Source organism: Pseudoalteromonas sp. S3776 (assembly GCF_005886915.1).
In the GTDB taxonomy this organism is placed as follows: Bacteria; Pseudomonadota; Gammaproteobacteria; order Enterobacterales; family Alteromonadaceae; genus Pseudoalteromonas.
In genome coordinates this window covers 1-357 of sequence record NZ_PNCU01000225.1, presented here as the reverse complement: position 1 = coordinate 357, position 357 = coordinate 1, and the positions used below count along the sequence as shown (strand labels likewise).

The following is a 357-nucleotide window of genomic DNA, read 5'->3' as shown; positions in this document are numbered from 1 at the left end:
AGTCTTTACTCTGCTCATAACCTGAACATGCTGCACCATGTGAATGCAGCATTGAAAGCGCATGTACTGTTCACTCGCAATGTTGAATACATTGTGACAGAAGGCGAAGTCCTTCTTGTGGATGAGCATACAGGTCGTACTATGCCGGGTCGTCGCCTGTCAGAAGGCCTGCATCAGGCGTTGGAAGCCAAAGAAGGACTGAGTATTCAGGCCGAGAGCCAAACTCTGGCTTCTACCACGTTCCAGAACTACTTCCGACTCTATGAGAAGTTGTCTGGTATGACGGGTACAGCCGATACAGAAGCCTTCGAACTTCGTCAGATCTATGGTTTGGATGTTATTGTTATTCCTACCCAT

The 357-nt window shown here is 47.9% G+C and carries 1 protein-coding gene; it reads left to right on the top strand.

The window, feature by feature from the left end:
• Positions 1 to 357, top strand: a 357-nt coding sequence (locus CWC16_RS19700) for a preprotein translocase subunit SecA (protein WP_502705086.1), incomplete at both ends; no start/stop codon positions are given.